The organism is Streptosporangium jomthongense (genome assembly GCF_042650425.1).
Taxonomy (GTDB): Bacteria; Actinomycetota; Actinomycetes; order Streptosporangiales; family Streptosporangiaceae; genus Streptosporangium.
Genome location: NZ_JBHSBC010000019.1, coordinates 23,209 through 41,403, shown reverse-complemented (window position 1 = coordinate 41,403; position 18,195 = coordinate 23,209). Strand labels below are relative to the sequence as shown.

14 protein-coding genes are annotated in these 18,195 nt (G+C 67.5%); 7 read left to right on the top strand and 7 right to left on the bottom strand.

Annotated features, from left to right (window positions below; genetic code table 11):
- Nucleotides 1–252: 252 nt before the first annotated feature.
- From ACFOYY_RS19245 to ACFOYY_RS19235, 3 genes are all read right to left on the bottom strand, one after another.
- Complete coding sequence (locus tag ACFOYY_RS19245; protein WP_386190467.1) at nt 253–2,349, bottom strand: AAA family ATPase; 2,097 nt, start codon at nt 2,347–2,349, stop codon at nt 253–255.
- 119 nt (nt 2,350–2,468) lie between these two features.
- Complete coding sequence (locus ACFOYY_RS19240; RefSeq protein ID WP_386190466.1) at nt 2,469–2,708, bottom strand: hypothetical protein; 240 nt, start codon at nt 2,706–2,708, stop codon at nt 2,469–2,471.
- A 739-nt stretch (nt 2,709–3,447) separates the two neighbouring features.
- Nucleotides 3,448–3,753, bottom strand: coding sequence for a hypothetical protein (locus ACFOYY_RS19235; protein ID WP_386190465.1), 306 nt, complete (start codon nt 3,751–3,753; stop codon nt 3,448–3,450).
- A gap of 85 nt (nt 3,754–3,838) precedes the next feature.
- Here ACFOYY_RS19235 and ACFOYY_RS19230 point away from each other — a divergent pair, with 85 nt between their 5' ends.
- Nucleotides 3,839–4,111, top strand: a complete 273-nt coding sequence (locus ACFOYY_RS19230) for a GntR family transcriptional regulator (RefSeq protein ID WP_386190464.1) — start codon at nt 3,839–3,841, stop codon at nt 4,109–4,111.
- Nucleotides 4,112–4,135: 24 nt separating this feature from the next.
- Here ACFOYY_RS19230 and ACFOYY_RS19225 read toward each other — a convergent pair whose 3' ends face one another.
- The gene (locus ACFOYY_RS19225; protein WP_386190463.1) at nt 4,136–6,157 is read right to left on the bottom strand and encodes a S9 family peptidase; all 2,022 of its coding nucleotides are present in this window, start codon (nt 6,155–6,157) and stop codon (nt 4,136–4,138) included.
- A gap of 134 nt (nt 6,158–6,291) precedes the next feature.
- Here ACFOYY_RS19225 and ACFOYY_RS19220 point away from each other — a divergent pair, with 134 nt between their 5' ends.
- Nucleotides 6,292–7,254, top strand: coding sequence for a ferrochelatase (locus tag ACFOYY_RS19220; protein WP_352016179.1), 963 nt, complete (start codon nt 6,292–6,294; stop codon nt 7,252–7,254).
- On the opposite strand, the gene ACFOYY_RS19215 is transcribed toward ACFOYY_RS19220, so the two are convergent.
- Entirely contained in the window at nt 7,245–8,456 is a 1,212-nt protein-coding gene (locus tag ACFOYY_RS19215; protein ID WP_352016180.1) for a lytic transglycosylase domain-containing protein, read from the bottom strand. The two genes, ACFOYY_RS19220 and ACFOYY_RS19215, sit on opposite strands and share 10 nt — an antisense overlap.
- A 97-nt stretch (nt 8,457–8,553) precedes the next feature.
- On the opposite strand from ACFOYY_RS19215, the gene ACFOYY_RS19210 reads away from it, so the two are divergent.
- The 3 genes from ACFOYY_RS19210 to sepH all read left to right on the top strand — a co-directional run bounded on the left by ACFOYY_RS19210 (nt 8,554) and on the right by sepH (nt 13,091).
- Nucleotides 8,554–9,795 carry an MFS transporter gene (locus tag ACFOYY_RS19210; protein WP_386190462.1) on the top strand — a complete coding sequence of 414 codons (1,242 nt, stop codon included), beginning with the start codon at nt 8,554–8,556 and terminating at the stop codon, nt 9,793–9,795.
- An 87-nt stretch (nt 9,796–9,882) separates the two neighbouring features.
- Nucleotides 9,883–11,208: a D-arabinono-1,4-lactone oxidase gene (locus tag ACFOYY_RS19205; protein WP_386190461.1), complete on the top strand. Its 1,326-nt coding sequence runs from the start codon at nt 9,883–9,885 to the stop codon at nt 11,206–11,208.
- Nucleotides 11,209–11,651: 443 nt separating this feature from the next.
- A complete protein-coding gene (gene sepH, locus ACFOYY_RS19200) occupies nt 11,652–13,091 on the top strand; it encodes a septation protein SepH (protein ID WP_386190460.1) in 1,440 nt (479 codons plus the stop codon).
- A 69-nt stretch (nt 13,092–13,160) separates the two neighbouring features.
- On the opposite strand, the gene ACFOYY_RS19195 is transcribed toward sepH, so the two are convergent.
- A complete protein-coding gene (locus tag ACFOYY_RS19195) occupies nt 13,161–14,765 on the bottom strand; it encodes a PH domain-containing protein (protein WP_386190459.1) in 1,605 nt (534 codons plus the stop codon).
- Nucleotides 14,762–15,367, bottom strand: a complete 606-nt coding sequence (locus tag ACFOYY_RS19190) for a PH domain-containing protein (protein ID WP_386190458.1) — start codon at nt 15,365–15,367, stop codon at nt 14,762–14,764. Before ACFOYY_RS19190 ends, ACFOYY_RS19195 begins: the two co-directional genes overlap by 4 nt.
- A 514-nt stretch (nt 15,368–15,881) precedes the next feature.
- On the opposite strand from ACFOYY_RS19190, the gene ACFOYY_RS19185 reads away from it, so the two are divergent.
- Nucleotides 15,882–16,406 carry a YbhB/YbcL family Raf kinase inhibitor-like protein gene (locus ACFOYY_RS19185; protein ID WP_352016185.1) on the top strand — a complete coding sequence of 175 codons (525 nt, stop codon included), beginning with the start codon at nt 15,882–15,884 and terminating at the stop codon, nt 16,404–16,406.
- Nucleotides 16,407–16,589: 183 nt separating this feature from the next.
- On the top strand, nt 16,590–18,170 hold the full coding sequence (locus ACFOYY_RS19180; RefSeq protein WP_386190457.1) for a hypothetical protein: 1,581 nt from the start codon (nt 16,590–16,592) through the stop codon (nt 18,168–18,170).
- Nucleotides 18,171–18,195: the final 25 nt, after the last annotated feature.

Below are 18,195 nucleotides of genomic sequence, written 5' to 3'. Positions count from 1 at the left end.
ACCTCCGGTCTCATTACCTCTAGTCTCATTTCCCCTCACGCTCTGTACCCCCTAACCGATCATGACAGGTGCCCCCTAGGCATAGGAAAATCATTTTATTTTTTATCTTTGCAGGTCAGGGGAATGCAGGACTCCCCCATCTCAGTGTCATTGGTCCGCCGTATCTTTTGGATGGCTACCCCGTGTAGCAAATGCCAAAGGATAAATGACACGGTCCTACGTGCCTGTCTCGATGGCCGCAAGGAGGCGAGACTACATAGGGATTCCTAAGTCCTTAGACATGTGGCTATCAACTTCCCGTAGGTAGTGTTCAGCCTTCCTCTTATCTAGAAGCCTCCACTTACCGGCCTTGCCTCGTGACCCCGTGTTCTCTGCTATGCCGTCATTGATTAACTCGCCTAATGCCTTCTGCCTCATAGTCGAAGTACTGACCCCTAAAGCTTCTGCTAGCAACTTTCCGTCACTAGGTTCTATACCTTCTTCCCCAGCTTCTAGAAGCTTCTTGAGGAGAGCTATTTTTGCCTTAACGGTCTCCTTGTTTGCGAAGCTGCGTTCTGCACGGCTCATGGTCTGGGACTCTGCAATGTCATCTGCCGTCTCCTCAGTGGATGGCCCCAAGACGAACTTGGAAGTCTTGACCCTCTCTCCGTTGTCCTTAGCAACCCATGCTTCTTCGATGTGATAGATAAAGCTGTTCTGTAGCGCCGAGTAGTTGCTTTTCAGATGGCTAGCCGTTCTGACTTCTTCGCCGTCTTTATTCTTCCCAACAGCTAGACGAAATCCGGACCTAGCAACGTCTCGGAAAGCTTTAGTCCCTCCCCCCTTGTCTGCTGCTGACCCTGTATTGCTCTTGTTCTCATGGATGATGCCTATAACCGTCACGCCATGTCTTGCCCCTAAGTCCTGTAAGTGTCTTAGGACCTTACGAACGTCTTTCCGGTTGTCCGGGTTAAGTTCATCAGGGAAGAAGTCTCCAACAGGGTCTAAGACCAGAACGCGACACTTGCGCCTAGCACACTCTTCTATTAGGACTTCCGACTTCATGTCAGTCAGTAGCAGAGTGCCGTCTGTCTTCATCCTCTCCCTATCAATGAACTCTATGAACCCCTCCCGGTACCCTTGTGCTTTCAAGCGTGGCTTAACGTCTTGCTTGTAACTATCCTCTGAGGAGACGAAACAACTCTTTGTAGGTTTTCCGTAGTGGGCACCAGGTAACCGGCCATGCGATAATTCAGACATCACCCACACCGTGAAGCTTCCCTTTCCGGCCCCACCGTCGCCCTGTAGAAGACAGAAGGAATCAGCAACAATCCTGTCTTCCCATAGAAATGTCCGTTCTTCGATGTCCCCCAGTTCTCGGTCATTGACAAAAGCTGACCTCAGCTCTTGCCGGTAGACTTCCTTTCGCAAATCTCCTATCGACGCGAAATCCAGCTCACCAGCTTTGAAGGCTAGATACCCTTCTGTGCTTAGTTTCTTGCGAACTGTCTCTCTAGCAGAGTTCCTAGTCTTCTCTACGTTGGCAACACTCCAGTTGCCGCCATCAGGAGTAGGCCAGTGTTTATCGATTAGGGAGTCTGCCTCAGCAGGTCCCACATAGGATTCTGGGTATCGGTAAGCAAGCTCATAGATGCGGGTAGCGAAGTTATAGCAAGGTTGATTCCATGCGTCTCCCCGTAGAGCTTCCTTCAACTCTGCTACCTCGCATCTGATCACCTTGTCCGTTTCAGAATCACAGAAGGCTTTGCGTTCCTCGCTAAGTCGATCATGGTTAGTCGGCTTCTCAACCTGGACAGTGGATGGCTTGTCGGCCTTAGGTTGGCTTACAAGCCACTCCATAAGGAACTCAGGCGCTTCTACGGGATCCATGTCATTGATAACCGACTCTTCACTAGTCGGCAGATGCAGAGTGTTGAGGACGAAATCTAATCCGGGATACCCGTTAGGGCTAATCCTGTTAGTAAGCTGATGTCCTCTGTACCTCTCAGGGATAACATACGTTAGATGCTCTCCCTCTCCGCTGCGTGACTTGTGATGTTCAGTTTCACGAGATAACAGGCCGTACTCAGATTCCCATTTTTCGAGACTCGCGTAACCTGGTTTCCCATCCTTTCCATCCACATCCACAGTCACATAGTGAGACTTCTTGAGGTCTGCCGTTACTCCCGCATCTGGCCACCTGTTCCACCACTTGAGTATCTGCTCATAGTCGGTAGTGGCCGAATCTTGCCCTGTCCGGTACCGGATGTGAGCCTTACCGGTCACATGGTCATAGGGAAAAACGTGGTACCCCCTACATACTGACCATTTGATCGCTGCTTTCAGCTTGACATTGCTGGCATCCGACACTTAAATTCCCTCTCGGTACACCCATACCGCTTCTCCTTTCTGTCGGTGGCCTTGATTCAACCGGCGGACAGTGGCCCGCACTGAAGCCCTCAGTGCGGGCCTTTGGGCTTTTGAGGTTGCTAATAGGATCTCTTAATCTCCTGATACATTGTTCTCATGTTTGCTAGATCTTCCCAGTCGGCATTTTCAAGCGCATAGGCAAGCGCAAATCGGATAACTTCCACCTTCTTAACCTCGCACTCATGGGCGATGGCGTCTAAGCGATTGCTTGTCTTGTTAGTTACTCTGAATGGAGTAAGCTGCTTTCCGAAAGGGCTTACGATTCCCCCTATGGGAGCAAAAACATCCTCAAGCCGCATTGGGCACCTCCTCGGGCACCTCTTCTAGGGGCTCATCGTCAAATCTAAATAACGTGCGCAGTTTAGATATCTGGCTTTGCGATAGCGAGGGAGCGTCGCTCAAAACCTCAGCTACAAAAAGCGGAAAATGCACAATCTACCCCTCTTAAGAAGACACCACGGGATTTTGATTAGTGTTTTTTGTGAGTGTCTTAGTTAAAGAGTGGTTTGATGTGCTCTAGCAATCAGGATCATGATCCCTGTTATCAAACCGAGATATAGAGAGACTATAGCTCAGGGCTGCCCCGGGGCAAGCCCCTTTCCCTGCCGCATGGCGACTGGCGAGAAGGCGGCAGGAAACCGGCCAGTGACCAGGACAATCGCGTGTCGCGTCTCCACCGTCCCCCTGCTGTCACGAAGAGAGATGATCTTGTCTCCGTAGCTCTCAGGCTCGCAGAGGGCAAGCTAATTGGATCATGACTGTCCCGTGCGCACCCGCCTTGAGATACCAAAAGAGCCACTGCTCTTAAGCAGTGGCTCTTAGTAGCTTCTTAGAAGGTAATAGAGAAGAGAGATTACGGCTTGTGGTACCAACACATGTAGAGAGGTTTTCCGCTAGGACCGTATCCGACAGACTTCTTCTTGACCCTCCCTCCACGTCCAGAGTTAGCCTCGATTATCCAGTCAGATTTGCAGACAACGCATCTGCTTCCCCGTAGCTGCTCCTGGTTCAAAGCCTCGATGTCAAAGGTGGTTACTGTCATGGGATTACCGGATCCTGCGTCGGAGAGTCGATACGACCGATGCACTTGAGGCGCTGTGGCCTGGCGATAAGCGTAACGTCGTAAACGATGACATGTCCGTATCCACCGTTAGCGATGGTTTCTCTCAGAAATTTCCATGCTGCATCCTGGTGAGCACTTACATAGACATGTGACGGGTAGGGAGTCGAGGTATCGGTGTATGCCTCTGCAAAGTAGACGATTGGCTCATTTGCCGGAACGCTGACCTTCTTGCCCTCAAGTACTAAGAAGATCTTCCGTTCCCCTACTGAGTTAGAAGTCATGCCAGCGATAGTAGTACACCGTGCTATAGCAAGCTAGGCATGCGACATCTTGGTTAGGTAGGTATCCCCTACCTAGCTTGGTCGTGTGAGTGATCAAGACTTCCAGTGGAAGCCCGGTATCCCCCGATGGGTACAGATCTACGAACTCATCAGAGGTCGGATTGAGTCAGGCGAACTTGCGCCTGGCGACCAAGTGCCGTCCGTGCTGCAACTTCAAGCCACCTACGGCATAGCCACTGCGACAGGCCAGAAGGTTCACAGGGCACTACGGGCAGACAGACTCGTTAGGACTGAGCCCGGCATGGGAAGTTTCGTACTTTCTGAGGCTGAAAGGGCGACTAGTCCTGATCAGGACTAGTCGCCCTCAGGTGGCGCGAGGAAGTTACTGTGAGTCATCCGGGGTGAGACTTCCCAGGTCAAAGGTGCCTGAGAGCTTCGGAGGACCATAGCTAGGCTTGAGGTACCGGTAAAGAAACGCGAGCACGGTCTCGTACCAGACCACGGCGTTGCCCGGTTTGAGCACCCAGTGGTTCTCGTCGGGGAAGTACAGGAACTTCGACTCGACCTCCGAGCGCCGCAGGTCCCACCACAGGCGCAGGGCCTCACCGATCGGCACCCGGTAGTCCTTGTCGCCGTGGACGACCAGCATGGGCGTGGAGATCCGCTCCAGCGACAGGTGCGGCGACAGGTCCCGGTACGGCTGCCCGCCCGGGGGCCCGAACTCGCGCTGGAAGTAGACGGCGGCGTCGGTCGTGCCGATGAACTGCTCCAGGTTCCACAGCGAGGCGTGGGTGACGATCGCCTTGAACCGGTCGGTGTGCCCGGCGATCCAGTTGGCCATGTAACCGCCGAACGAACCGCCCATCGCGGCGGTCCGCGAGGCGTCGAGTTCGGGCAGTTCGAGCGCGGCGTCGGTGATCGCCATCAGGTCGGCGTACGTGCGCGGCCCCCAGTCGGCCCAGCCCCGCCGGATCGCCTCAAGGCCGTAACCGGTGGACAGGCACGGGTCGGGCAGCAGCACCGCGTAGCCGTTCTGCGCCATGATCCACGGGTTCCACCGCCACGACCAGTCGTTCCAGCTCGACAGCGGGCCGCCGTGTATCCACAGCAGGAGGGGCGCCGGGCTCTGCGCCGAGGCGCCCTCGGGCAGCACCAGCCAGGCCCTGACGGTCTCGCCGTCGTCGGTGGTCGCGCTGACCTCGGTCAGGGTCCCGGGAAGTTCGAGACGGGGGGCCGGGGAGGGCAGCGTCCCGACCGTGCCGTCCACGGTGACGTGGACCGGGACGGCCGGGCTGTCCACGGCGCCGCGCAGCGCGTAGACCGAGCCGTCGGGCGCGGCCTGGAGCGACAGGTAGGCGCCGTCGTCGGCGGTGAGCCGTACCGCCTCGGAGCCGTCGGCGGGGACGCGGAAGATCGGGCGGCGCCCCTGATGGTCGGCGGCCAGGTACAGCGTCCGGGAGTCGGGCGCCCACACGAAGTCGACCGGCCACAGGAGGTGGCTCTCGAAGCGGCCCGCGACGTGCCCCTCCCCCGTGGCCATGTCCACGATCCACAGGACGCTCTCCACGGGCACGTCCGTCGAGCCCCGTACCTCGCGCACGCACGCGACCAGGCGCCCGTCCGGCGAGACGACGGGTTCCCCGAGGTCGTGACCGTCCTGCTCGGCCAGGACCCTGCGGGTGCCGTCCGCCACGTCGATCGCCACCAGATGGGAGCCGAGTTCCCCGCCGGGCAGGGGGACCGTCCAGCTCGTCACGACGGTCGCGCCGTCCGGGGTGAGGTCCCACGAGGCGAGGGCCAGGCTCTTGCCCGGCTGCGGGGTGAGGTCCATGGTCCCGGTCAGCCGCTCCTGCCCGAGCGCCCCGGCGAACAGCCTGACCTCACCCGGCCCGAGGTCGTGGTCCCAGTGGCGCACCAGCAGGTCCTCGTGCAGGATCGCGCTCACCCCGTTGTCCTTGCGCGCCTTGCGCCGCTCCGCCTCGGTCGCCTCGTCTCCGGGCAGCACGTCGGAGCCGAAGACCACGTTCCCGCCCGCGGTGGCGAACCCCGCCACACCGCCGGGCCGCGAGGCGACCTGCCTCGCCTCTCCTCCCGCGCGCGGCAGCAGCCAGAGCGCGGGGACCCCCTCCTCGGTCTCCTTGACCGTCGGGTCGGGGCGGCGGGAGCAGAAGAGCAGATCGCCGCCGGCCGTGAACTCCGCTCCTGTCTCGCCTTTCACCGACCGGGTCAACCGGTACGGCTCACGCCCGTCGAGAGGGATCTCCCACAGGGACGTGCCGTAGGACTTTCCGTCGGGGTTGAGTGCCTGGACCACGCTCACCAGGCGAGTCCCGTCGGGGGAAAGCCGCAGGGAAGTCACCCGGGGTACACCGACATAATCGCGGATGTCGCTAAATGGGGTCACGCTTGGAACCTACCCTGCGCCTCTTCTTCGATCACTCCCGCCGGGAGGCCACTTTCCATACCACTCGGCTCCCCCCGGCGCGATGATGCGCGGCGATGCGGGAGGATTCCCCGCCATGCGGTTTGATGAGAGTCATGGGGACTTACGACGCGCTGCTCGTCGTCTCGTTCGGAGGGCCTGAGAAGCCCGGCGACGTCATGCCGTTCCTGGAGAACGTGGTGCGGGGCCGGGGAGTCCCGCGTGAGCGGCTGCTGGAGGTAGAGGCGCACTACCAGCGCTTCGGGGGGCGCAGCCCGATCAACCAGCAGTGCCGCGACCTGATCGCCGCCGTCGAGCCGACCGTCGACGTGCCGGTCTACTGGGGCAACCGCAACTGGCATCCCTACCTTGAGGACACGCTGCGGCGGATGGCCGCCGACGGCGTGCGCAGGGCCGCCGCCTTCGTCACCTCGGCCTACGCCTCCTACTCCGCGTGCAGGCAGTACCTCGACGACATCGCCCTGGCCAGGGCGGCGGTCGAGGGCGCCCCCGAGGTCGTCAAGCTCAGGCACTACTTCGACCACCCGGGGTTCGTCGCGGCGATGGTCGACCACACCCGCCAGGCCCTCGATCGGCTGCCCGCCGAGCACCGGGACGCCGCGCGCCTGGTCTTCACCGCGCACAGCGTCCCCGTCTCGATGGCCAGGACGGCCGGGCCCGGCGGCGGGCAGTACGAGGCACAGCTACGCCGGGCCGCCGCCGCGGTCGTCGCCGGGCTGGGCGGCGAGCGGGAGTGGGACCTGGTCTGGCAGAGCCGCAGCGGCCCCGCGCACGTGCCGTGGCTGGAGCCCGACGTCTGCGATCACCTGCAGAAGGTCGACGCCCCGGCGGTCGTCCTGGTGCCGATCGGTTTCGTCTCCGACCACATGGAGGTCGTCTACGACCTCGACGTCGAGGCCGCCCAGACGGCCGCCGGGCTCGGTCTCCCGCTGGCCAGGGCGGCGACCGCGGGCACCCATCCCCGGTTCGTCGCGATGGTCGGCGAACTGCTCGCCGAGCCCGAGCCCGTCCCGTGCGCGGCCACCTGCTGTCCGGCCCCGCCCCGCCGTCACGGGTAGGCGCGGGCGTAGGCCTGGGCCACGGACAGGACCTTGTTGACGTAGGCCGTGGAGTGGTTGTAGAACCACACGGCCTTCGCCAGCTTCTTGCCGCCCTGTCCTGCGCCGTTCGCGCACAGGTAGTTGGCCGCGCCGGGCACGGCGTCGTAGGGACTCCAGATGTCGGCGACGCCGTCGCCGTCCCCGTCCACGCCGTAGGCCTTCCAGGTGGCGGGCATGAACTGCATCGGGCCGAGGGCTCCGGCCGAGGAGGGGCCGTTGTTGCGCCCGTGTGAGCTCTCCACCTGGCCGATGGCCGCCAGCACCGTCCACGAGAGACCTGGGCAGACGGTGGCCGCCTTGCGGTACAGCTCCAGATAGCTGCCCGGCCGCCCGACCGTGGCCCTGTTGCCGGTAGGCGCCCGTTCCCGCACCTGCTCGGCCTTCACCTCTGTCTTCCTGGCCGTACGGCTCCCGCCGACGACGACCACCTGGGCGCCGGAGCCGAGGAGCTTGCGCACCCCGGCGTCCATCGCGGCGACCGCCTTCTCCGGGCCGTTGACCAGCAGCGCCACCCCGGGCAGCAGGCCGAGCCGCCGTCCCGTCTCGGCGCCGACCAGGCCGTCGACCCCGGGCAGGCCGAAGGACGCCGAGGCGGCGACCCGCAGCGCCGGTCCGGAGTCCACCTGGTACCTGGCGCCGAGGACCAGCCCGAGCCGCCGGACCGCGGCGCTGTCGGCGATGAGCTCCCCTCTGTTCAGCGCCTCCCAGACCCTCGGCTGGTCGGCCACGGCCTTGGGCGCCCAGGCGCGGAAACGGGCCGGTTCGACCGCGAGCAGGTTGAGCGCGGCGCCGGAGACCCGTACCGCTCCCCCGTCGAAGGAGTCGACCTTCTGGACGTGCCCGAGCCGGGCGATGTCCTGTTTGGTGCGTTCGGGAAGCGTCGACTGGGAGACCACGAACAGCCGGGGCGGGGTGAGGGTGATCCCCGGCCCGCCGGTCGCCGCGACCACCGGAGCCGGGGTGGCGGGGGGCGGGCTCGCCTGGGTGAGGTCGGCCTGCGGGGCGAGCCTGGCCAGGTCCCGCACGGTCGTGTCCCGCCGGAGGTCGGAGGTCTCCGTACGGACCTGCGCCGGGGAGTCGGCCGGGCTCAGGACGAGGAAGATCGCACCTGTGGTGACCGCGAGGGCGGTCACGGCGAGTATCGCGACCAATACCCCCAACCTGGGATGATGTGACACTGCCCTCACGTTAGCCCAAGCACCACCGGTTCGCTCTGTTGCGCGAAAAATGAGTTGCCGTGTGATGGTTTGGTTAGAAATGGTCGATACGATCGACGACGAAAATGTGGGAAAGGGGCAGTCCGTGGTCGGGCCGTACCGGAGATTGTTCAACAGGCCCGGCGTGAAGGGGTTCGTCATCGCGGGCTTCTTCGGACGGATGCCCATGTCGATGCTGGGCATCGGCATCGTGCTCCTCGTCGAGGCCCTCACCGACTCCTACGCCATGGCGGGAGCGGTCGCGGCCACCGTCAGCGTCACCTTCGCCGTCGCCGCCCCCCTGTCGGGCCGCCTGGTCGACAGGTACGGCCAGGCGAGGATAGCCGTCCCCCTGGTACTGACCCACGGCGTCTCACTGAGCGGCCTGATGCTCTGCGGCGGACTGGGCGCGCCCGCGTGGACCCTGTTCGTCACCGGCGCCCTGGCGGGCGCCAGCGCCCTGTCCCTCGGCTCACTGGTACGGGCCCGCTGGTCCCACCTGCTGGGCCGCTCGGACGAGCTGCACGTGGCCTTCTCCTTCGAGTCGATCGCGGACGAGGTCATCTTCGTGGCCGGTCCCGCGCTGGTGACCGCGCTGGCCACCTCGGTCAGCCCGTACGCCGGACTGATCGTCGCCCTGGTCTCCACGGTGATCGGCACCGTCGCCTTCGCCATGCAGCGCGGCACCGAGCCCCCGATCATCCCCAAGGGGGAGAGTTCGAGGAGCCCGATCACCATTCCCGGCGTCGCGCTGCTCTCGTGCGTCTTCCTGGCGGTCGGCTCGGTCTTCGGCTCGGTCGACCTGATCACCGTGGCCTTCGCCGAGGAGCACGGCGCCAAGGCCGCGGCCGGGCTGCTGCTGTCGGTCATCGCCACGGGAAGCCTGCTGTCCGGCCTCTGGTACGGCGCGCGGCGCTGGAAGTCCTCGATGCGCAGCCGGTTCGTCACCACCCTCGGGATCTTCGCCCTGGGCGTCTCCCCCTTCGCCCTGATCGAGCACGTCGGGGTGATGGCGCCGTTCATGTTCCTCGCCGGGCTGGCCGTCTCCCCGACGCTCATCACGGGATACTCGCTGATCGAGCGGCTGGTCCCGGCCCGCCTGCTCACCGAGGGCATGGCGTGGCTGTCCACCGCGGTCGGCTTCGGCGTGGCGCTCGGCTCGTGGGCCGCCGGACGGCTGACCGACCTCTACGGCTCCTCCAGCGCCTACATCTTCCCGCTCGGCTGCGCCCTGCTGGCCGTGGCCGTCGGCGTGGGCGGCTTCGCCTGGCTGCGGCCCCCTGTTCTCCAGGAGCAATCGTGAGTATGGTTCATGTCTCCTGGCGGGACGGAGCCGTGCCCGCGGCGTGAGCCGGGCACGCCACGCGACATCCCCGGCCGAGGAGCGACCATGAGCCGGACCCCCGCCGCCTTCCGCAACTGGGCGGGCAACCAGTCCGCCGTCCCCGCCGAGGTCCACGCGCCCTCCTCAGCCGAGGAGGTCGCCCTGGCCGTACGGCGGGCGGCCGAGACGGGGCGGCGGGTGCGCATGGTCGGCACCGGGCACTCCTTCACCGGCGTCGCGCTGACCGACGGCCTGCTCCTGCGGCCCGAACGGCTGACCGGCGTCCTGCAGACCGGCGAGGGCTGGGTGCGGGCGGCCGCGGGGACCCCGCTCAGCGTGTTCAACGAGGAACTCGCCCGCAGGGGCCTGGCGCTGGCGAACATGGGCGACATCACCGCCCAGACCCTGGCCGGAGCCGTACAGACCGGCACCCACGGCACCGGCGGCAGGATCGCCGGTCTGGCCGACCAGGTGATCGCACTGGACCTGGTGCTCGCCGACGGCGAGAGCGTCACCGTCTCCCGCGAGGGCACCGCCGAGATCCGTGACGGGGTCACCGAGCGGGACCTCTTCGACGCCGCCAGGGTCGGCCTGGGCGCACTCGGGGTGGTGACCGCGCTGACCTTCGCGGTCGAGCCCTCGTTCCTGCTGCACAGCGTCAGGCAGCCGATGCGGCTGAGCGAGATCCTCGGCTCGCTCGACAAGATCACCGCGGACAACGAGCACCTCGACTTCTTCTGGCTGCCGCACACCGACACCTGCCTGACCAAGCGCAACAACCGCCACCCCGGCCCGGCCAGGCCGCAGAGCGCCCTGAGGCACTGGCTGGACGACGTCTTCCTGGAGAACACGGTGTTCGGCGCGCTGTGCGGGCTCGGCGCGCGCCTGCCCGCCGCCATCCCCGGCATCAACGCGCTGTCGGCCTCGGCGCTGTCGGCCTCCGAGCGCGTGGACACCTCCTACGAGGTCTTCGCGACCGTACGGCGGGTGCGCTTCCTGGAGATGGAGTACGCCATCCCGCGCGAGCACCTCGCCCAGGCCCTCAGGGAGACCCGTGACCTGATCGATCGCCGGGGCTGGCGGATCACCTTTCCGATCGAGGTTCGGGTCACCCCGCCGAGCGACGCCTGGCTGTCCACCGCCTACGGCCGCGACTCGGCCTACGTCGCCTGCCATGTCTACCGGCCGACCCCGAACCCGGACTACTTCGAGGGCGTCGAGGAGATCATGGTCCGGCTCGGCGGCCGGCCGCACTGGGGCAAACTCCACACCCGCGACGCGACCTACCTGGCCACGGTCTATCCGCGTTTCGCGGACTTCCTGCGGCTGCGGGACCTGCTCGATCCGGGACGGGTGTTCTCCAACGACTATCTGGACACCGTCCTGGGCTGACCGGCGCGTCCCGCGATCCAGGGAACTTCCCGGGCCGCCCCCTTCGTGCGGCCTCCCCGAAGGGTTACGTGCCGGCGGCCTGTCGCCTCGACGGCGGATGCCGGAGCGGATTCGCAGACGCCCGCGTCGCCCGGCTCCGAGGGAGTCCGCCGGAGACGACCGTCACCCGGGCCGGTCGCCCCGAACCGGGGGCTCTTGCACCAAGTTCGCGACGGCGCCCTGGGTTATTGGGGAGAATCCGTCGGGGACTCCGAATGTACTGCTCCACAACGGTGCCCGATAAGCAGGTAAATGGAGCAAATGTGACCGGCGTCACATCGCTGCGAGCCCCATCCAGGAAGGCGATGTTCGGACATGCCGGGTACGGTGCTGGCAGGCAACCGGCACACGCGAGAGACTCAAGGGTCCGGGGGAAGATTGAGCACGACGACGAAGGGACTCGCATGCAGGAGCTCCGTCTCGTCGCGGTGAGTGAGGACGGGACCTATCTTGTGCTGGCCACGGCCGGCCGGGGGACCCGGTTCACGCTGCCCGTCGACGACCGGCTCCGCGCTGCCGTCCGCGGCAACTTCTCCCGTCTCGGCCAGTACGAGATCGAAGTGGAGAGTCCGTTGCGCCCCAAGGAGATCCAGGCCCGGATACGCGCAGGAGAGACCGCCGAGGAGATCGCCGCCACGGCGGGCATCCCGGTCGAGCGCGTGCGGTGGTTCGAGGGCCCCGTGCTCCAGGAACGTGAGTACATGGCCCAGCAGGCGCAACGCTGCGCCGTACGGCTTCCTGGGGACTCCGCTCCCGGCCCCACCCTCGGTGAACTGGTCGCCGAACGGCTGACCCGTCGCGGCGTGCCCGCCGACGAGATCGACTGGGACTCCGCGAAGCGGGACGACAACCTGTGGCGGATCAAGCTCGGTTTCGTGTGGAACGGTCACAGCCGCAGGGCGGAATGGATCTTCGACCCGCGGCGGCGTCACATCACCCCGCACGACGACGAGGCCATGCGCCTGTCGTCGGGCGACCAGGCCGAGCCGGCCGAGGACAGCACGGTCACCCCGTTCGTGCCCCGGGTCGCCAAGCTCGCGCCGGTGCCCCCGCTGGCGCCCGAGCCGCTGGGCCAGCCTCCGGTCTCCTTCCCCTCGGTCCTGCGCCAGGAGCAGTCGCCCTCCGACGACTCGCCCCAGCCGCCGGAGGCGCCCGCGCCCCAGGAACGCTCCGCTCCGGCCGCCTACACACAGCCTCCGATGCCGCCGTTGCCCCCGGGCTACGATCCGCCGAGGCCCACCGTGCCTCCGCTGCGCGCGCCCGACTCCATGGCCCCGTTCGAGCAGCCGATCAGGACCCCCGAGGCCGCGCCCGTCGCCCGGATGCGGCCCCAGGAGTCCCCGGTGCTCGTGACGCCCAGGCCGCTCGCCACGCGGGAGCAGGTCATGGAGTCCGAACCGGCGGCCCCCGAGGTCCCCGAGGTCACGGAGACCACCGAGGTCGCCACGCCCGCCGAGTCGTCCCCGGAGGTCCGGGAGACCACAGAGACCACGGGGTCCACCGGGTCCGCGGAGACCGGCGTCCCCGCCGAACCCGCGGAGGAGGAGGCGGCCGCGGTGCCCGCCGCGCGTCTCAGCCTGGACGAGCGGGCCAGGAAGGAAACCGCCGCGTCCCCCGATCCCGTCGTGGAGAGGGCCGCCGAGCAGGCCCCGGAGAAGATCCCAGAGCAGGTCGCCGAGAAGGTCACCGAGAAACCTGCTGAGAAGGTCCCGGAGAAGGTCGCGGAGAAACCCGTCGAGCCGCCGAAACCGGCCCCCGCACGGCCCGCGAAGCGAGCCAGGGGACGGCGCGCCTCGGTGCCCACCTGGGACGAGATCATGTTCGGCGCCAGACGTCAGGACTGACCACAGGACACGCGAAGGCGGGGGCGGCACGGGAGACCGGCCGCCCCCGCCTCGCCGTACGGAAGGTGTTCACTCCACCGGCTTGGGCCGCTCGGAGTTTCCGGTCAGGAGGAACGGCGCCAGCCAGGCGGGGGTGACCTCCGCGGCGAAGGCCACACCCTGGGCCTCGCCGACGTCGAAGGCCGAGTAGCCTCCGCTGCCCGCCCCGACCCCGGCGGTCACGGTCAGCACCCGGGCCTGGCGTTGGAAGGGCGTCTGGGTCAGCTTCCAGCCGACCACCGCGCGTTCCTCGATAACGACCTGGGAGCGGCGCAGGGAACCCGACCTGACGGACAGGCGGGCCCCGTCGTAGGCGTGGCCGAGCGAACGGTAGCGGTCGAGGCCCAGCGGGACGCCGAGTGCCGCCAGGAGCAGGGCGACGGCGGCGGGCCCCCACCACAGCGGCGACCACACGAGCCCGGCCGCTCCCGCGCAGCCCGCGATCACGAGCCACGGGAAGACCGCCCTGAAGAGCCTGCGTCTGCGCGCCGCGGGCGGATGCGGCCGCAGCCGGGAGATCGTCGGGCCGACCGCCTCCCCGACCACGTCCAGCGCCTTGGACCTGGGCACCACGGGCAACAACTGACCCCGGGTCTGCGAGTCGCCGAGCCCGGTCACGACGGCCCATGCCCTGGCGACCCCCGCCCAGCGTTCGGCGACCCCCTCGACCAGCTCGAACCCGCGCACCCTGCGGCGTTCGAGCGAGACGCTCCTGCGGGTGAGCAGACCGCGCCCGGCGACGAGGTACCCCTCCCGCACGCGCAGGGTGAAGTCCCAGTTGAACACGGCGTACATGACGCCCCCCGCGACCGGCATGGCCAGTACGAGCAGCACCAGGGCCACGAGCAGCACCACGGGGTGGTCCCAGAGCCACTCCCCCGCGCCGACCAGGAACCGTCCGTCGACGCGCAGCTCGTTGCCCCACTGGAAGGCCAGGCCGACCGCGCCGGCCGCGAGCGCGAACGGGGTCAGCAGGTAGGCGCCGGACAACGGCCCGTAGGCCAGCCACCGGCGCGGCACCACGAAGAGCACCCGCTCGGCCTGCGGCCGGTCCACCGGCGTGGAGACCCCCTCCTGGTACGGCCCGGCGGGCACGGCCACCGGGTCACGGCCGCCCTCGCCCGTCTGCGCGCCGGCCCTCGCGTGCCGGAGCAGCACGGCCTTGAGGCGCTCCGCCTCCGCGACCGTCACCCCGTCGAGCTCACCCTCCTGCTTGTCCTCGCCGCCCGCGCCCGTGTCGATCTTCAGAACGGCGATGCCGAGCAGCCGGTGCAGCGGCGGGTTGCTGACGTCGACGCCACGGACGCGCTCCAGCGGGATCGTCCGTACCGACCTGCTGACCAGGGCCCGGGTGAGTTCGAGCCTGTCCCCGGCGACCTGGTAGGTGAAGGTGGCCCAGCGGACCACGGCATAGGCGACGGAACCGGCGACGCCGAGGGCCGCCCAGAGGAAGGAGCTCGGCGAGAAACCTCCGACGAACAGCACCCCGGCCAGCGGCAGGAAGAGCGAGGGGAGCATCCTGATCGGCTCGGTCAGCAGCACCTTGGGGCTCAGCCGCTGCGGCGGACCAGGGAGCGGGGCCCCCGGCCCCTGGTGAATGCCGGGGCTCGGAGGCGCCTCGTCCTGACCGGTCACGTCGCGTCGTCCCTCAGCTCCTCGGCCCGCCGTGCGAGCTCCTCGGCCAGGGTCGCGGCGACCTCGTAGTCGAGGCCCTTGATCGTGGAGGACCCGGCGTGGGAGGCCGTCCGGATCTCGACCGTGGCCAGTCCCAGGACCCGCTCGAACCAGCCCTGCGCCTTGTCGACCGTCTGGATCCTGCTGACCGGGACGAACGCCCACTCCCTGCTGATCCAGCCGGAGCGGGCGTAGACCACGTCCCCGCTGAGCTCCCAGCGGTGCACGGCGTAGCGCCAGAACGGCTCGGCGATCGCGGCGGGCAGGGTGGCGAGCGTCACCAGCGCGGGCAGCCACCAGATGTTGCCGAGCACCCATCCGGGCAGCCAGGACCAGCGGTCGCCGTCGATCCAGCGCGTGAGGAGGAACGACCCCCCGATCAGGACGACGGACCAGAACAGCCCCTCGAACAGCCACAGCGCGATCGCCTTGCGGGAGACCGCGTTCGCCGGGGCCCGCAGGGGGACCCTCAGGAGGTCGCGTGAGGGACCATGACCACCCGTGCCGGGCAGGGCCGTGGCCGCCCTCTCGGGTTCGGCGTGCTCTTCGGCGTGGTCTCTCACGGTGCCAGCCTAAAGGGTTCCGTCCCAGGGGGCTGACCGTCATGCCCGCGTTGTACGGCTTGGCCGTACGGTGCCCTCTGGCGTCGCCCCAGAGGGCCGTGGGGAGGCCGGGGGAGCCCGGGCGCGGGGGGAACCGACCCCGAGAGGTTTCCCGAGCGTTCACGACACTCCCGCACCGCGACTCCACAGGATTCACAACCGGGCCGGGCCGCCCGTCCGGAAGGCGGCCGTCCCGCCCGCGGCGAGGCCGCGCCCATACCTTGATCGTCGATCATCGGCTCCGGATATCGGCAGGTGGGGATGGATGCGAGGGCTCCGGGGCATGGGCGCCTCCTCCCGCCGGGGCGGCGGCCCCCGAACCGGGAAGCGCTCTCTCCGCCCCGGGTTCGTGTCCGATTCCCGGGTTTTTCCGCGCCATGGAACCTCGCGATCCGGTCTGCGCATCTGCCAGATCCGCGTAGCATCATCGGGCATGGGGCAGCCGCACACGTCTACACGCCGCCCGCGACCTGCCGTGGGGACGGCACTGGCCGCGGCGTTCGTCGTCGTTGCCTCGGGCTGTGGCCTGACGGGCGGCTCCGCGTCCGCCGACCGGCTGCAGCTGGAGCCGATCAGTGTCTCCAGCCCCCAGTTGCGGGACGGCACGGCTCTGCCCTCCGACTACTCGTGCAAGGGGTCGGCGGGCAACCCGCCACTGCGGTGGTCGGGGATTCCGAACGACACCAAGTCGGTCGCGATCGTGGTCGACAACAACTCACGCACCGGTGGAGAGGTGAACTGGGTCGTGTTCGACATCGACCCGCGCACCAACGAACTGGCCGATGACAGCGTCCCGGTCGGCGCCGTGGAGGGAAGCACCACCAGCGGTAAGACGGGCTACAGCCCGCCCTGCCGCGACAAGGAGAGCTACCGCTTCACCGTCTACGCGCTCAACGACCGGATCGAGCTTCCCAAGGGCGCCTCCCTTGAGAAGACCCTGAAGAGCATCGCCTCCAGGACGATCGCCTGGGGCCGGCTCACCACGACGCACATCGAGTGACAGGTCAAACACCGGAGGTAGTAATGGTTACCGATTCTTCACTTAGGGTGTGACAACGCTCATAGTGGTCCGACACAATCAGATCCAATGTCCGTGCGCAGGTGATGCAAGGGGGCAGGTCGCGTCGATGGCCGCGCGACCTCACCGGCGCCGCTGGAAGGCCATGGCCTTGAGGGTGGTGCAATGATCGCGGTCGTAGCAGGTCTGGTCGCCGTCGTGCTCCTCGTGCTCGTCGTCGTGGCACTGGGCATGCGGTCGATGAACCGCAGGGAGAGTGCGCTCCCCGCGGAACGCCTTCGCGAGTTGGAGGAGAAGGAGGCGCAGACGCCTGCCTTGTCCATCGACGACTTCGCGACCCGGGAACCGAAGATGAAGCACTTCAGTCCCGACCTGACCCCGTTCGACGAGCCGAAGCCGCCCCGTCCGCCCCGTCCCGCGGGTTCGCGGGGGAAACGCGGCGTGAACGAGTTCGGCCAGGCCGACGACTACGACGACGACTACTGGACGCGGCTCCAGGCTGACGAGGGCGGTTTCGGAGGGTCCTTGGCAGCCAAGATGGGCGCGAGCCGTCCCGCGTCGGAGACGCCGGGCCAGCCGCCCGCGGCCCCGGTTCCGCCGGTCCCCCCTGTCGTCCCGATCGCGGCCTCGGCCGCCGACGCGGTGACCGTGCAGGCGCCGCTGCCGAACAGGCCGCAGGCCCCCAGGCCCGCACAGGTTCCCGTGCCGCCGCCCGCCCCCGCCGTCGCCTCGGCCTCGCTGCCGTCCGGCCTCGCCGACCTGATCGAACCGGTCCAGCCGAACCCGGCCCCCACCGCCGCCGCGCTCGCCGAGCAGAAGACGGTGACCTTCGCGGCCCCGACGCCCGGCGCGTTCGGTGAGCCCCGCACACCACGTTCCCGCAGGAGCGGGCGCGCCGCCGCCGCGAACGCCGCGGCCGGTGGCAACACGGGCCCCGGCCCCCTGCCGGGTGCGCCCGCGCGACCCGACCCGCTCAACGAGCCGCTCGCGCCCCGCCCGCGCGGCGCCGCCCCCGCCCCCGCCTCCGGTGCCGCCGGACGTGGTGTGGGCGGGGCCCCCGTACGGGACCCCGGGGCCGGGCAGGTTCCGCCGCCGATGCCTCCGATGGGCCCGACCACCAGCGGTGGGTTCCCCGCCGCCTTCCCCGCGGGCGCCTCCCCGAACACCGCGCCGGGTGCCGCTGCCCCGTCGCCCGCGCCGTACGGCTCCGGCGGTGTGCCCGAGCCGTCCAGGCCCGTCGCGGACAACCCGTGGGCGCGGGCCACCTCGCCCACCTCGGGCGGCTGGCCCGCGGCCGGCAGCCCGGACATCCTCGACGATCCCGGTCCGTCGTACGCCTCCTACCAGAACCCGGTGTACAACGCCCCCTCCGCCGCCCCTTCGGCCACCTCCTACGAGGTGAGCACGGGCTGGGCCACCATCGACGACGACGCGCTCACCGGGCCGACCCCGGCGATCTCCACCCCGACCGCGCCCTCCAAGGCGGTCGGCTCCTACGACGAGCAGCCGCGCACGGCGGGCAGGCCCTCCGGCGGGCAGGGCCACGAACCGGTCCCCTCCACCGCCTGGCCGGAGCCCACCCCCGCCCCCGGTGGCGGCGCGGGCACGGTGTGGCCGAGCTACGGCGACCTGTACGGCACCGGTGTCCCCGAGGTCGCGACGACCCCCGACGGGCAGGCGGGGCCCTCTCCCCGTGGCAGCCGTCACCGGGCCCAGGAGCCCGACTACCCCGACTACTACCGCTGACCGATCCGTCCCGGCGTCCGTAACA